Source organism: Myxococcus eversor (assembly GCF_010894455.1).
GTDB lineage: Bacteria > Myxococcota > Myxococcia > Myxococcales > Myxococcaceae > Myxococcus > Myxococcus eversor.
The window spans coordinates 1-283 of sequence record NZ_JAAIXY010000120.1 but is presented as its reverse complement, the minus strand read 5'-3'; the positions used below and the strand labels follow the sequence as shown (position 1 = coordinate 283).

At 68.2% G+C, this 283-nt stretch carries 1 protein-coding gene; it reads left to right on the top strand.

Features of this window, described 5'->3' with window-relative positions; translation table 11 throughout:
• Window positions 1–283: AMP-binding protein (locus G4D83_RS45400; protein WP_163871192.1), on the top strand; the 283-nt coding region annotated here is incomplete at both ends.

Genomic DNA, 283 nt, shown 5'->3' with positions numbered 1-283 from the left:
GACGTCTGGCTCCACGCCGCTCCCGTCGCCTTCGACGCCTCCACCCTCGAAATCTGGGGCGCCCTCCTCCACGGCTCCAAGCTCGTCCTCGCTCCTCCTCACTCCCTTTCACTCGAGGAGTTGGGCTCTCTGCTCGTCCGCGAGGGCATCACCTCGCTCTGGCTCACCGCTGCTCTCTTCGAGCAGATGGTTGCCACTCAGCCCGTTGCGCTTGCCGGTGTCCGCCAGGTGCTCGCCGGTGGTGACGTCCTTCCGCCGTCCCGCGTCCGCGAGCACCTCGCTC